This window comes from Ruegeria sp. D3 (assembly GCF_056534465.1).
In genome coordinates this window covers 81,553-95,662 of the sequence record NZ_JBQFPK010000017.1, presented here as the reverse complement: position 1 = coordinate 95,662, position 14,110 = coordinate 81,553, and the positions used below count along the sequence as shown (strand labels likewise).

The 14,110-nt window shown below is 58.3% G+C and carries 9 protein-coding genes; 1 reads left to right on the top strand and 8 read right to left on the bottom strand.

Going from position 1 to position 14,110, the window contains the following annotated elements:
• Positions 1-102: 102 nt before the first annotated feature.
• The 8 genes from lpdA to ACR0DX_RS20070 all read right to left on the bottom strand — a co-directional run bounded on the left by lpdA (position 103) and on the right by ACR0DX_RS20070 (position 12,819).
• The gene (gene lpdA / locus ACR0DX_RS20105; protein ID WP_170356501.1) at positions 103-1,836 is read right to left on the bottom strand and encodes a dihydrolipoyl dehydrogenase; all 1,734 of its coding nucleotides are present in this window, start codon (positions 1,834-1,836) and stop codon (positions 103-105) included.
• 11 nt (positions 1,837-1,847) lie between these two features.
• A complete protein-coding gene (gene aceF, locus ACR0DX_RS20100) occupies positions 1,848-3,101 on the bottom strand; it encodes a dihydrolipoyllysine-residue acetyltransferase (RefSeq protein ID WP_480847171.1) in 1,254 nt (417 codons plus the stop codon).
• 27 nt (positions 3,102-3,128) lie between these two features.
• Positions 3,129-5,783 carry a pyruvate dehydrogenase (acetyl-transferring), homodimeric type gene (gene aceE / locus ACR0DX_RS20095; protein ID WP_480847168.1) on the bottom strand — a complete coding sequence of 885 codons (2,655 nt, stop codon included), beginning with the start codon at positions 5,781-5,783 and terminating at the stop codon, positions 3,129-3,131.
• 33 nt (positions 5,784-5,816) lie between these two features.
• Positions 5,817-6,539, bottom strand: coding sequence for an acetoacetyl-CoA reductase (phbB, locus tag ACR0DX_RS20090; protein ID WP_170356498.1), 723 nt, complete (start codon positions 6,537-6,539; stop codon positions 5,817-5,819).
• A 162-nt stretch (positions 6,540-6,701) separates the two neighbouring features.
• The gene (gene dld, locus ACR0DX_RS20085; protein ID WP_480847166.1) at positions 6,702-8,393 is read right to left on the bottom strand and encodes a D-lactate dehydrogenase; all 1,692 of its coding nucleotides are present in this window, start codon (positions 8,391-8,393) and stop codon (positions 6,702-6,704) included.
• On the bottom strand, positions 8,390-9,577 hold the full coding sequence (locus ACR0DX_RS20080; protein WP_170356496.1) for an alpha-hydroxy acid oxidase: 1,188 nt from the start codon (positions 9,575-9,577) through the stop codon (positions 8,390-8,392). Before ACR0DX_RS20080 ends, dld begins: the two co-directional genes overlap by 4 nt.
• Positions 9,578-9,591: 14 nt before the next feature.
• Complete coding sequence (locus ACR0DX_RS20075; RefSeq protein WP_170356495.1) at positions 9,592-11,655, bottom strand: TRAP transporter large permease subunit; 2,064 nt, start codon at positions 11,653-11,655, stop codon at positions 9,592-9,594.
• 114 nt (positions 11,656-11,769) lie between these two features.
• Complete coding sequence (locus ACR0DX_RS20070; RefSeq protein ID WP_170356494.1) at positions 11,770-12,819, bottom strand: TRAP transporter substrate-binding protein; 1,050 nt, start codon at positions 12,817-12,819, stop codon at positions 11,770-11,772.
• A gap of 351 nt (positions 12,820-13,170) precedes the next feature.
• Here ACR0DX_RS20070 and ACR0DX_RS20065 point away from each other — a divergent pair, with 351 nt between their 5' ends.
• Complete coding sequence (locus ACR0DX_RS20065; protein WP_170356493.1) at positions 13,171-13,965, top strand: FadR/GntR family transcriptional regulator; 795 nt, start codon at positions 13,171-13,173, stop codon at positions 13,963-13,965.
• Positions 13,966-14,110 lie beyond the last annotated feature (145 nt).

Sequence of the window (14,110 nt, the reverse complement as noted above, 5' to 3'; positions counted from 1 at the left end):
TAGCCAAGTTTCTGCAACTGCAAAGCGGACTCGGGCGTCATCGCGACCCGGTTCTCACCGTCCAGTATTTCCTTTGGTGTGCCTAGCTTCATGGGTCAGGTCCTAGTGGCGTTTTTTGGGTGGCATCAGGTCGGTGATCGTGCCTTCGAACATTTCGGCCGCGAAATTTACCGTCTCGCTGAGCGTCGGGTGAGGGTGGATCGTGTGACCGAGATCGACCGCATCTGCGCCCATCTCGATGGCCAGAGCTGTCTCGGCGATCAAGTCACCCGCGTTCGTGCCCACGATGCAGGACCCCACTACGCGTTGATCTTCGGGATCGAAAAGCAATTTTGTGATGCCTTCGGACCGGCCATTGGACAGGGATTTGCCTGATGCAGCCCAAGGGAACACGCCTTTTTCGACCTTGATGCCTTTGGCCTTGGCCTCGGTCTCGGTCAGGCCACACCATGCGACCTCGGGGTCGGTATAAGCGACCGAGGGTATAAGCTTGGCGTCGAAGAACCGCTTGTGACCAGCGGCCACTTCGGCGGCGACCTTACCTTCATGCACTGCCTTGTGTGCCAGCATGGGCTGGCCGACCAGATCACCGATGGCGAAAATATGCGGCACGCCTGTGCGCTGCTGGTTGTCCACGGCGATAAAGCCACGTTTATCCACCGCAACACCCGCCTTTTCTGCGTCGATCAGCTTGCCATTGGGCTTGCGGCCCACGGCGACCAGCACCTTGTCGAACGTGTCGGTGAAGCTTTCGCCCTTGTCATCCTCGAACGTGACTTTCAGGCCCTTTTTCTGAGGCTCAATCGCGGTCACTTTAGTCTTGAGGAAGATGTTCTCGTACCGGCCCTTAATGCGGTTCATCAAGGGTTTGACGATGTCCTTGTCGGCACCGGGGATGATCTGATCCATCAGTTCGACCACGGTGATGTTCGACCCCAAAGCGTCATATACACAAGCCATTTCCAGACCGATTATACCACCACCAAGAACCAGCATCCGTTTGGGCACATCCGCCAGTTCCAACGCCCCGGTCGAGTCGATCACGCGATCGTCGTCATGCGGGATGAAAGGCAATTCAACCGGTTCAGAGCCCGCAGCGATGATACACTGTTCGAAGGAAACGGTAGTCATGCCATCATCGCCCACAACTTCGATCATGTTCGGGCCCGAGAAACGGCCATAGCCGCGCACGATCTGAACCTTGCGGCCTTTGGACAGGCCGTCCAGTCCGCCGGTCAGCTTGCCGACAACGCTGTCCTTGAAGGCGCGCAGCTCGTCCAGGTCGATCTTCGGTTTACCGAAGCTAACCCCGTGTGCGCCCATCTCTTCGGCTTCGGTGATGACCTTGGCCACGTGCAGCAGCGCCTTCGAAGGGATACAACCCACGTTCAGGCAGACGCCGCCCAGTGTCGGGTTGCGTTCGATCATGACCACCTTCTTGCCCAGATCGGCAGCACGGAAAGCGGCGGTGTAACCACCGGGGCCAGAGCCCAGCACAACCACTTCGGCATGCACATCGCCCTGACCAGTCGCCGTGCCGGTGGCGGCCACGGCTTGCGGCGCGGCGGCGTGGGCCTCTGCCGGAGCAGCTTCGGGCGCGGCCCCATCGGCGGCTTCCAATGTCAGGATCAACGCACCTTCCGAGACGTTATCGCCTTCGGACACGGCAATCGAAACCACTTTGCCTGCGGCGGGGGAGGGGACCTCCATCGTGGCTTTGTCGGATTCCAGTTCGATCAGTGGGTCCTCGGCGGCGACAGTATCGCCGACCGAGACAAGAATGCTGATCACGGGTACATCGGAGAAATCACCGATATCGGGTACTTTGACGTCCATCTGATCTCTCCTTACCACATCAGCTTGCGCATATCGCCCAACAGCGTCTTGAGCGTTACGCAGAAGCGCGCAGCCAAGGCGCCATCGACGGCACGGTGGTCATAGCTAAGCGACATTGGCTGCATCAGGCGCGGCACAAATTCCTCGCCATTCCAGACTGGCGCCATTTTCGAGCGGGTCAGGCCCAAGATAGCCACCTCGGGTGCGTTGACGATGGGCGTGAAATGCGTGCCGCCGATACCGCCCAACGACGAGATCGTGAAGGTCGCGCCCTGCATGTCGTTTGACTTCAGCTCACCTGCGCGGGCCTTGCCAGACAGCTCCATCAGGTCCTTGGAAATCTCGACAATCCCCTTACGGTCGGCGTCCTTGATGACCGGAACCACCAGCCCGTTGGGCGTGTCAGCCGCGAAACCGATATTGTAGTAGGATTTGCGGATCAGCTTGTCGCCATCGGGGTGGATGGACGAGTTGAACTCCCAATACTGTTTCAACGCACTGACCGAGGCTTTGACGACAAAGCTGAGCAGGGTAACGCGATAGCCTTCTTCCTTGGCCATCGTGTCCATTTCCTTGCGGTACTTGTCCAGATCAGTGATGTCCGCCTCGTCATTATGCGTCACATGCGGGATATTCAGCCAGGACCGATGCAGGGCAGGGCCCGACAGCTTTTTGATCCGCGGCATCTCCACATCTTCCACGGGGCCGAATTTCGAGAAATCGACAACCGGGATCGGCGGAATGCCCATTCCGCCTGCGGCCCCGGCGGCCGCCGGGCCCGCCGCGGTTGAGGTCTTCAGGAACTTGGTGACGTCTTCGCGCAAGATACGACCCTTACGGCCTGAGCCGTTGACCTTGGACAGGTCAATATCCAACTGACGCGCAAAGGCGCGCACCGATGGCGAGGCGTGGGCCTTGCCGAACCCACCATCCACAACGGGTGCGGGTGCCGAGGCAGCAGGCGCTGCCGGAGCGGTAGCAGGTGCGGCAGCAGGTGCGGGCGCAGTCTCGGCCGGAGGGGCAGAGGCCCCTTCGCCTTCCAGCAGCAGGATCAGCGCTCCCTCAGACACGTTGTCGCCCTCGGCCACTTTGATTTCCTTGACGACACCAGCGGCCGGGGAGGGAACCTCCATTGTTGCCTTGTCGCTTTCCAACTCGATCAGTGGATCTTCGGCGGCGATGGTGTCACCGACCGAGACCAGAATGCTGATGACGGGAACGTCCGAGAAATCCCCGATATCCGGGACTGTTACTTCGATTGCCATGTCTATGTCTCCTCGTGCCCCGTGGCCTTAAACCAACCGGGGGTTCGGCTTGTCGCCGTCAATTTCATATGTCTTGAGCGCTTTCTCGAGCTCGGCCTTGGTCACGGCACCTTCGCGGTACAAATCGACCATGGCGGTCGCCGCGATGTGGTTGGCGTCGACCTCGAAGAACCGGCGCAGGTTCACCCGGCTGTCCGAGCGGCCATAGCCATCCGTGCCCAGCACGGTGTAGCGGCCCGGCACAAAGGCGCGGATCTGTTCGGCGTAGTTCTTCATATAGTCGGTGGCTGCGATGATCGGGCCCTTGGCTTTGGACAGCCGCTCGGTCACGTAAGGCACACGTTCTTCGGCCAGCGGGTCCAGACGGTTGGCGCGCGCCGCGTCCTGACCATCGCGGGCCAGTTCGTTGAACGAGGTTGCCGACCAGATATCCGAGGTCACGCCGAAATCTTTCTTCAGCATCTCGGCGGCTTTCATCGCCTGAACCAGAATGGTGCCCGAGCCCATCAGATTGACGTGCTTCTTGCCGGGCTTTTTGACCTCCTGGAACCGGTAAAGCCCCTTGATGATGCCTTCTTCCGCGCCCATTGGCATGTCGGGGTGGGCATAGTTTTCGTTCATCAGGGTCAGGTAGAAATAGATATCCTCCTGATTACCATACATCCGTTGCAGGCCGTTCTGGATGATCACTGCGACCTCATAGCTGAAGGTCGGGTCATAGGTGATGCAATTCGGAATGGTGCCCGCAAGGATATGGCTGTGCCCATCCTCGTGCTGCAACCCTTCGCCGTTCAACGTGGTCCGTCCGGCAGTGCCGCCCAGCATGAAGCCCCGCGCGCGGCTGTCACCCGCAGCCCAGGCCAGATCGCCAATCCGCTGGAACCCGAACATCGAGTAGTAGATGAAGAACGGGATCATCGCCACGCCGTGGTTGGAATAGGACGTCGCCGCCGCGATCCAGTCGGCCATGGCTCCAGCCTCGTTGATGCCTTCCTGCAGGACCTGACCGTTGGTCGTTTCCTTGTAGAACATCATCTGATCGGCATCTTCGGGGGTATAGTTCTGACCCGCCGGGTTGTAGATGCCAACCGAGCGGAATAGCCCTTCCATCCCGAAAGTGCGGCTTTCATCGGGCACGATCGGAACCACGTTTTTGCCGATCCCTTTGTCACGCAGCAGCGTTGTCAAGATGCGGACAAAGGCCATGGTGGTCGAAATCTCGCGCTCCCCGGTGCCTTTGAGCTGCGCTTCGAACTTGGACAGGTCCGGGATATCCAGAGCGGGTGCGGTGCTGTCGCGTTTGGGGAATTCCCCCCCCAAAGCTTTGCGCCGGTCTGCGAGATAAGCCTTCTGTGCATTGTTCAGCGACACGAATGGCGCGTTTGGCAGATCTTCGTCGCTAACCGGGATTTGGAACCGGTCGCGGAAGGCGCGCAGTTGATCTTCGGCCAGTTTCTTTTGCTGGTGCGTGGTGTTTTGACCTTCACCAGCCGAGCCCATGCCATAGCCTTTTACGGTTTTCACCAACAGGCAGGTTGGAGTGCCCTCATTCTCGGTTGCGCGTTTGAACGCGGTAAAGACTTTCTCAGGGTCGTGTCCGCCCCGGCGCAGCGCCCAGATTTGATCGTCGGTCCAGTCTTCGACCAAAGCGGCAGTCTCGGGGTATTTGCCAAAGAAATGTTCGCGGATATAAGCGCCGTCCTTGGATTTGAAGGTCTGGTAGTCCCCATCGACCGTCTCATCCATCAACTGGCGCAGTCGGCCGGTGGTGTCTTTCTCCAACAGCTGATCCCAGCCTTTGCCCCAGAGCAGTTTGATGACGTTCCAGCCTGCGCCGCGGAAGTCGCCCTCAAGCTCTTGCACGATCTTGCCGTTGCCGCGTACCGGGCCATCCAAGCGTTGCAGATTGCAGTTGATGACAAAGATCAGGTTGTCCAGACCTTCGCGCACGGCAAGGTCGATCGCACCCCGGCTTTCGGGTTCGTCCATCTCGCCATCGCCCAGGAAACACCACACCTTGCGGTCCGCCATGTCGATATGGCCCCGGTTGTGCATGTATTTCATAAATCGTGCCTGATAGATCGCCATCAATGGGCCCAGACCCATCGAAACGGTCGGGAACTGCCAGTAATCCGGCATCAGCCACGGGTGGGGATAGCTGGACAGACCACCTCCGCTGACTTCCGAGCGGAAGTTTTCCAACTGCTCTTCGCTGATGCGACCCTCCATGAAGGACCGGGCATAGATGCCGGGGATCACGTGGCCCTGAAAGAACACCAGATCGCCGCCATGGATCGCTGATTTCGACCGCCAAAAGTGGTTCAGGCCAATGTCATACATGACCGCCGACGACGCGAATGAGGCGATGTGGCCACCATATTCGCTGCTGACCTTGTTGCGCCGCACCACGGTGGCCATCGCGTTCCAGCGGTTGATCGTGCGAATGCGCCATTCCATGTCCTGATCGCCGGGAAAGGCATACTGATCATCGACAGGAATGGTGTTCTGATAGGGCGTGGTTGCCGAAAACGGCAGGGTCGCCCCAGCAGCGCGCGCCTTTTGCACCGCTTTGTCCAGCAGGAAATGTGCGCGATTGGCGCCATCCCGTTCGATGACGTCTTCGATGGCGTCCTGCCACTCCTGAGACTCGATTGGGTCGATGTCGGGTTCAAGGTCTTTCATGTGGCAGGGTCCTTTCCTGTGTATGTCCGGGCGTTAGCTGAAGAACTGCGCGCCGTTGGCAGAGATGGTCGAGCCGTTGATGAACTGACTGTCATCCGAGGCCAGGAAGGCCACGCAGCGGGCGATCTCCTCGGGCTCGCCCAGCCGTCCCGCCGGGATTTGGGCTATGATCGACTCGCGCACCTTCTCGGGTACGGCCATGACCATCTCGGTTGCGATATATCCGGGGCAGATCGCGTTGGCGGTGATGCCCGCGCGTGCGCCTTCCTGCGCCAGCGATTTTACGATACCCAGATCGCCCGCCTTGGTCGCAGCATAGTTCACCTGCGCGAACTGACCTTTCTGGCCGTTGATCGAGCTGATGACGATGATGCGACCGAATTTGCGCTCGCGCATACCGGGCCAGACGGGGTGGACGGTGTTGAACACACCGGTCAGGTTGGTGTCGATCACGTCTTTCCACTGGTCCGGGGTCATTTTGTGGAATGGTGCATCGCGGGTGATGCCTGCATTGGCCACGACAACGTCGATGGGTCCAAGGTCCGCTTCGACTTGGGCGATACCTGCGGCCGAGGCTTCGTAGTCGGCTACATTCCACTTGTAAGTCTTGATACCGGTTTCGGCGGTGAAGGCTGCGGCCTTTTCATCATTGCCCGCATAAGTCGCGGCGACATTATATCCTTCAGCCTTTAACTTTCTGGAAATCGCTTCGCCGATACCCCGGCTACCACCAGTTACAAGGGCAGTACGTGTCATTTTCAATTCCTCCAATTAGTCAGTAACTGTGACCTAACTCGCCTTGTTACGTAGCGTAATTTTCAGCGTACGGATAGGCCTGAGCGGAATACCAGCTATGCGTCTCAGGAAAAGTTTAACGTTAAACTATCTGAAAAAGGGTCACGCATAGCCTTGGGCGATTTACTTGATCCCTTCGCCATAGTTGCGGGATTTTGACATTTTGCCGATCCCCGGATTGAAAGAGTTTGTCGGATCGCAACACGTGTAATGCGCCGCAAGGTCGGGTTTGGCCTTATAGAGATGCCCGACATTATGTTCCGCCGGATATTCGGCACCACGCGCGTCGAACAGCTCTAGCATCGCAGCTTTCAGTGCTTTGGGATCGGCGCCTTTGCGCACCACATAGTCCTGGTGCATCACGTGACACATGAAGTGGCCATAGTAGAGTTTGTGTACAATCTGATCGCTGATCTCGGGCGGCAAAACCTCAAGCCAATCACGATCATTGCGGCGCAGGGCTACGTCCAGCGCGATGATGTCCTCGACCTCATCTGCGTGGATCGCCATATAGCGCACCGCAGCGCCCGCAGCAGCAAACCGGTGCAGGCCCGCGATCTTGGCTTCGTGTGGCGTGCATTCGAAGAAACCTGCATCGCGTCCTTCGAAGAAGCCGGGCAACCAGTCGCGGATCGCCTCGATGCCCTCGTCCTTCATCTTCAGGATCAGATGATGTTCATAGGCGTCTCGGTATTCGGTCATCCTCTTGGGCAGGACCTGCGGCAGGAGGCTGACTGCGGCCTGCATGAACCGGTCGGTGAAATTGCGCAGAAAAGGAATGCGCCGCAAACGTGCATCCACCGCGCCCTTCAGCGCAAAGAACATCGGCAAGCGGTCCGTGCCCAGCTTGTCGATCATCCACACTGTGTCCTTACCGTAGGTCTTAGTGATGTCGAACACGTCGCGCTGCATGTACTCGGCCGAGACTGGCAGGGACGCGAATTGCGACAGTATATGCCGGCGCAACTCGGCCAGATCGTCTGGGGAGTTGGTTCCGATATAGAAAACCTGTTCAGCCTCGTTCTTGGCGAAAGTGTCCAGACGCACGGCAAACACAGCCATTTTTCCGGCTGAACCCGCAGATTCAAACAGCTTCGCCTTGTCCGCATTGTATCGTGCGGGCGTTTCGGCATCCACGTCGCGCACGATCTGCGCATAGTCATTGGCCGAGGCGCGTTTATTCGTGGCCCCCGGATTGCGCTCGAACTGACCAGCATCGAGATTTGACAGGATCTGTTCCGACGTCTCACCCAGATCGATGCCCAGATGGTTGACCAGCTCTAACGTGCCGGTTTCGGTGATGCGGGCATAGACCGACAGCTCGGTGTAAACCGGCCCGCGTTCAACCAATGAACCGCCCGAATTGTTGCAGACCCCGCCCACAATCGAGGCCCCGATGCACGAAGATCCGATCACCGAGTGCGGCTCACGCCCCATTGGGTCCAGCAACTTTTCCAGTGCAAAGAGCGTGGCGCCGGGAAAGCTGATGACTTGTTCGCCGCCGTTCAGCGGAACCAGAGTATCCATGCGACGGGTATTGATCAGAACCACATCGCGGTCATAGCGACCCGAGGGTGTGGACCCTTCTGTCAGGCCGGTATTGGCGGCCTGCATGATGACGATCTTGTCGGCGGCAACGCAGGCTTGAAGAACTTTCCACTGCTCAAGCAGGGTGCCGGGTTGCACGACGCACAGCGCCTCGCCCTCACCCGACCTGAACCCGCGGCGGAACCGCTCGGTGGCGCGTGCGCCAGTCAGCACATGGCGTGACCCGACGATTGCGCGGAAGTCGGATATGAGGGCATCGTTGGTCATGCTGCGTTCCGATGCGCCAACCCCTGAACCGTCACCGGGTCGCGAAACCGCAGATTGGCGCGCGACAGTTGATCAACCCGCGTGACGCCCATCAGCTTCATGTCGCGCTCGATCTCGGCCCGCATCAGCCCCAACGCGCGTTCGACACCGGGCTGTCCAGCAGCCGCCAGCGGATACAGATAGTGCCGTCCGACACCAACCGCTTTGGCCCCCATAGACAGCGCCTTCAGCACATGGGTGCCGCGTTGAATGCCGCTGTCCATCATCACGTCCAGCTTGTCACCCACCGCATCCACGATCTCGGCCAGTTGGTCGAAAGGTGTGCGCGAGCCGTCCAACTGGCGACCGCCATGGTTCGACAGGATGATCCCGGTGCAGCCGATCTCGGCCGCGCGGCGGGCGTCCTCGACGGTCATGATCCCCTTAAGGCAGAACTGACCGTCCCATTCCCGTACCATCTGGGCCACATCGTCCCAGTTCATCGATGGGTCCAGCATTTCGGTGAAATAGCCACCGATCGAGCTGGCTCCGCCGCTCATGTCCACGTGTTCATCCAGTTGCGGCAGGCGGAATTTCTCGTGCGTGACATAGTTGATGCCCCACATCGGTTTGATCGCAAACTGGATCATGCCGCCCAGCGTCAGCCGGAACGGGATCGAGAATCCCGTGCGCAGGTCACGTTCGCGATTGCCGCCGGTGATGCTGTCTACGGTCAACATCATCACCTCGACACCCGCCTCTTTGGCGCGCTGCATCATGGCCGAGTTCAGGCCCCGGTCTTTGTGGAAGTAGAACTGGTAGACCTGCGGGTTTTTGTGTTTCTGGCGTAGTTCCTCCAGCGAAACGGTGCCCAGCGAGGATACGCCGAACATAGTCCCGTATTTCTCGGCCGCTGCCGCCACGGCGCGCTCGCCCTGATGGTGGAACAGGCGCTGCAGCGCGGTGGGCGAGCAATAGATCGGCATGTCCAGCTTTTGCCCCATGACGGTGACGGACATGTCCACGTCCTTCACCCCGCGCAACACCGATGGCAGCAGATCGCAGCGATCAAAGGCGTTTGTGTTCTCGCGATACGTCACCTCATCATCCGCGCCGCCGTCGATATAGTTGAAGATCGGTCCCGGCAGGCGGCGCTTGGCCAGTTGGCGGAAATCGTGGAAGTTATGGCAATCGGTCAGACGCATGTCTCTTCCTCCTATCAATACGCGACGGATGGCAGCCAGGTGGCCAATGTGGGCCACAGGAAGACCAACGCTAGCCCGGTCAGTTGCAGCAGGACAAACGGGATGATGCCCTTGTAGATGTCGGTCAGTTTAATCTCTGGCGGGCAAACACCTTTGAGATAGAACAAGGCAAAGCCAACCGGAGGTGTCAGGAAGCTGGTTTGCAGCGTGACTGCCACTAGGATCACGAACCAGACCAGCGCGGGTTCGTCCAAGACGCCAAAGCCGGGGATGTCGATGCCCAGCCCATTCACGATCGGGCGCATCAGGGGCAGGACGATCAGGGTGATCTCGATCCAGTCCAGCACAAAGCCCAGCAGGAAAACGATGAACAGGATGAACAGGATCGTGCCATTGGCTCCAAAGCCGGTGGACTGAACCACATGTTCGATCAGCTCATCGCCGCCAAGTTCGCGCAGTACATAAGAGAACACGGTCGCGCCTAGGAAAATCGCAAAGATATAGGCGGTTGTGTTGAAGGTCGACACCAGGACGTTCCACAGCTTTTGGAAGGTTAGCTTGCGATAGCCCAAGGCCAGCAGGGTCGCACCCAGTGCCCCGATGCCCGACGCTTCGGTCGGCGTAGTCAGGCCCGCAAAGATCGAACCGAGCACGGCGAGGATCAGCATCAGTGTCGGGATGACCGCGATCAGCACGTCCTTGACGGCGACCCAATCGGGGGCCTTGGCGCCTTCGGGTACAGGGGCCGCGTCACGTTTTATCAGCGCAAGGATGAAGATATAGCTCAAATACAGCCCACCGATGATCACACCCGGGAAGACGGCGGCCATGAACAAATCACCCACCGACAGCGCCATCTGGTCGGCCATGATCACCAACATGATCGAGGGCGGGATCAGAATGCCCAGCGTACCGGACGCGGAAACCACGCCAGCGGCCAGTGTCGGTTGATATTTCTGCTGCATCATCGAGGGCAGCGAGAGCACGCCCAGCAACACGACAGACGCACCAATGATCCCGGTTGAAGCCGCAAGGATGATCCCGATCAGGGTCACGGTGATCGCCAAACCTCCGCGCACTGTGCCAAAGAGGCGCTGCATCGAGGACATCAGGCGCTCGGCCACGCCGGATTCGTCCAGCATCAGACCCATGAAGATGAACATCGGCAGGGCGACCAGAACCGCGTTGGACATGGTCGCATAGACCCGATTTACCACCGCGCCCAACGTCAGATAGTCCAGCCCGGTAAAGGTGCTTTCCAGCCCCGTCCAAAGCATCAGGTCGTTGTCGAACAGATAGGCCAACCCGCAATAGGCCACACCCACACCGGCCAGCACCCATGCCACCGGGTAGCCGGTGAACAGCAGCGCTATGAAGGTCAGGAACATGGCGATGACCAGCTTTTCCTCGGTGGTTTCCACCAGGAACGTCAGGCCCACACAGATCGCGGCAAAGACGGCCAGAACCAGCAGGACACGGCGCAGCGGCGCGCCTTCGCGTTCGCTCTCGGGTCCGTAGATCAGCGCGTGACCATCATGGATCAGCCGGGCAAGGGCGGCCAGCGCCAGCAGTACGAAACTGATCGGAATGACCGCTTTAAACGCCCACCGTGCTGGCAGGCCGGTCGGGCTGTCGGACCGTTCGTTGACGCGGAAGCTTTCGTAGAAATAATCATACCCCTGGTCGATCATCAGATAGATGAACGGGGTCAGCAGCGTCAGGATGCCGATCACCTCGATCACCCGCTGAGCGCGGCGGGAAAGCTGCATATGCAGCACGTCCACACGCACATGGCTGTCGGTGATCAGGGCGTAGGAGATACCGATCATCGTCACGATGCCGTAGAAATGCCATTGGATCTCGTCCAGTTTGGGATAGTTCTGGCTGAACAAATAGCGCAGTGAAACCTGAGTGAAAATCGCGGCCATCAGCAGCACATTGGCCCACATCACCACATGGCCAACGGCCTTTACGCTGGTGTCTAGGGCAACAGCAATTTTTTGGCGGTCTGTATCGGGATGTTCCAGGAGGCCTTCATAGGCTTCGACCGGATCATTGACGTTCTTTGGCGTGGCCATGGGTAATCCTCCCTCGGTTGATCGGCGCGGGCGCGATCAAGGCTTTGCAGGCAGTGGTCCTTTGGATATCCGGGGCGGAGGAGCCCGCCGCCCCGGACGCGTCAGTCGTTCAATTTACTGACGAGGGAGGAACGCGTTTGTTTTCCACAGGTCATAGCCTTCGCGGAACTCAGTCATGTCGGCCATGACTTTGGCAAAGAAGGCGTCGTTTGCAGCTTCTTCAGCAGCAACTTCTTCCCAAGTGGCGCGGAAGGTGTCCAGCATCTCGGGCGACCATTGCTTGATGGTGACGCCGTTATTTTCGACGTTGTCGAGCAACGCGGCGTGCTGAATGGCTTCGCCTTCGGCAAAGCTGTCTGTCATCGACGCTTTGCAGGCATTTTCGATGATCGCCTTGTGCTGATCGCTGGCTTCGTTCCAGACATCCTTGTTGATCATCAATTCGAACACGGTTGCCTGCTGGTGCCAGCCGGGGAAGTAGTTGTACTTGACCAGCTTGTGGAAGCCCAGGCGAGCATCGATAGCGGGCATCGAAAACTCGGTCGCGTCGATTGCGCCTTTTTCCAGTGCGGGGAAGATCTCACCACCTGGCAGCAACGAGGTTGCAACGCCCAGCTTCTGCATGACTTTGCCGCCCAGGCCAAAGAAGCGCATCTTCAGGCCGTCCAGATCTTCGGGGCTGTTGATCTCGGTTGCGAACCAGCCCGAGGTTTCCGGGGCAATGATGGCGCAGGGCATGACGTGTACATTATAGCCCGCCTGGTCGTACATTTCCTGATACAGCGCGCGACCATTTCCGTAATACATCCAGGCCATGTATTCGCCGGCTTCGGGGCCAAACGGAACGGCCGAGAACAGCGGTGCGGCGGGGATTTTACCCGCCCAGTAGCCAGCGGTGGTGTAACCTGAGTTGATCTTACCAGTCGACACCGCATCCAGAATCTCAAATGGCGGAACCAGCTTGCCCGGCTCGTAGACCTTCATCTTCAGCGTACCGCCCGACATCAGCTGCAGCTGCTCGGCCACGCGTGGAATCGGCGAGCCCAGACCTGGCAGCTCGGTCGAGAAGGCGATCGGTGTTTTCAGCAGCAGCTTGTCGGCGGCAAGCGCGGGTGCGGCGATCAAGCTGGCAGCGACTGCAAGGCTCGTCAGGGTCTTTTTCATGAATTCTCCTCCGGGATGGTTCGGACGCAAAGTCCAATCAATCTGTGACGCTAGGTTATCCGGCGCCTTAAGTGGTCAATAAAGTTTACCAACATATCCAGTCAACAACTATATTTACCACTGGATCATGTGGCCGCAGGCATAAACTGCATTGCGTCTCGATCGGTAGATAATTTCTGACTTTGGGCGAGAAGTTCAGGAATTCAGAATAAAATAATTTAAAACAGACTATTAAGGTAATTTGTCAGGTGAGCCTGTGTGCGCAGAAACTAGTTGAAGTTTGGTGTCTCAAAGGTTATTTTAATTTACCAGTAAGAACGACTGAGCCCAAACCACAAAAGGCCGCGCGTGATGACACCAACTGCGATTTTTGAACCAATCGGCCACGAATCGCTTGCAGATGCGGTGGTTGCCCAGGTCGAGGATCTTATTGCTTCAGGTATTCTCAAGCAGGGCCGCAAACTGCCTTCCGAGCGCGATTTGGCAGAGATGTTGCGCGTGTCCCGGCCTAAACTGCGTGAAGCGCTACATGTTCTGGAAGAGCGTGGTCTGGTCACAACCCAACACGGCGAAGGCACTTTTGTCGCCGCTTTGACGGGGCAGGCAATGATGCCTGCTTTGCTGGCATTGTACGAACGCCACGAGCCTGCCTTTTTCGACTATCTTGAGTATCGCCGCGAACAAGAAGGCTTTGCTGCGCGACTGGCCGCGCGCCGCGCGACTAAGGCCGACAAAGAACGGATCACGGAAATTATGGCCGAAGACGACCGAGCTTGGCGCGCGAATGATCCGGCTGCTTCTCGGGAAGCTGATTTTGCGTTGCACGCAGCAATTGTCGACGCAAGCCAGAATGCCACGCTTATTCACATGATGGCCTCAATCTATGAATTGACTCGCCAAGGCGTTTTCTACAACCGCGAGTTCCTGAAAACCATTGACGGAACCGGCGAGCGATTGGTGCAACAGCACAAAGAACTGGGTGAGGCTGTCATTGCGGGCGACGAGGCGCGTGCCGAACAGGCCGCATTCGACCATATTGATTTTGTAGAGGAGTCTTTCCGCCTGGGAATTGAAAGACGCCGGCGAGAGACAATGGCCGAGAAACGACGTATGCTTTCAAGTTCTAAGCCGACACCCAATTCCTGAGAGCAAGCGCAGCCCGTACATTTCGGGCAAAACTCGCGATTTAGTAGCTAAGGTTTGCATTAAAACAGCCAACGTTCACGCGGCAACCTCGAAATTTTGAGTGGGGTGCGTTAAGGTTTGTGTGCACAGAATAATCGCAAGACGC